Origin of the sequence: Streptomyces sp. SID11385, assembly GCF_010548245.1 — a bacterium.
GTDB lineage: Bacteria > Actinomycetota > Actinomycetes > Streptomycetales > Streptomycetaceae > Streptomyces.
In genome coordinates, this window is the sequence record NZ_JAAGLR010001170.1 from 1 (window position 1) to 565 (window position 565).

Consider the following 565-nt stretch of genomic DNA (forward strand, 5'->3'; position numbering starts at 1 on the left):
CCCGCACCCGCGTCCCCGCGTCGCCGCCGCTCTCGCCGTCCCCTCCCGCGCAGCCGCCGACGAGCAGCAGGAGAGCGAGCGCCGCGGCGCGCGCGGGGCGGGGGCGAAAGGGTCGGCTTCGGGCCACGCGGCGAGCATACGGCGGGGCTCCGCCCCTCCCCCGGCGCCCCCGTCCCGCGTCCCCGGAACCGGCCGGGGACGCGTCGCCGCCGGAGCTCAGGGCCGGGTCACCGAGTTGATCGGGAGCATGTGGACGGACTCGAAGCGCACGGCCGCGCCCGGGTGCGGGGCGTGGATGACCTGGCCGCCCCCCACGTACATGCCGACGTGGCTCGCGTCCGAGCGGTACGTGACGAGGTCCCCGGGGCGCGCCTGCGAGAGCGGTACGCGCTGCCCCGCGCCCGCCTGGGCCTGCGAGGTACGGGGCAGGCCGACCCCGGCCCGTCCCCACGCCCACTGCATGAGCCCGGAGCAGTCGAAGGCCCCGGGCCCGGAGGCGCCCCACACGTAGGGGCGGCCGAGCGCGGAGCGGGCCGCCGCGACGGCGACGGCGGCACGCCCGGAG

1 protein-coding gene is annotated in these 565 nt (G+C 80.2%); it reads right to left on the bottom strand.

From position 1 onward, the window contains the following. Positions 1-216: 216 nt before the first annotated feature. On the bottom strand, positions 217-565 hold a 349-nt coding region (locus G3I42_RS35595; RefSeq protein WP_203607769.1), incomplete at its 5' end, for an NlpC/P60 family protein.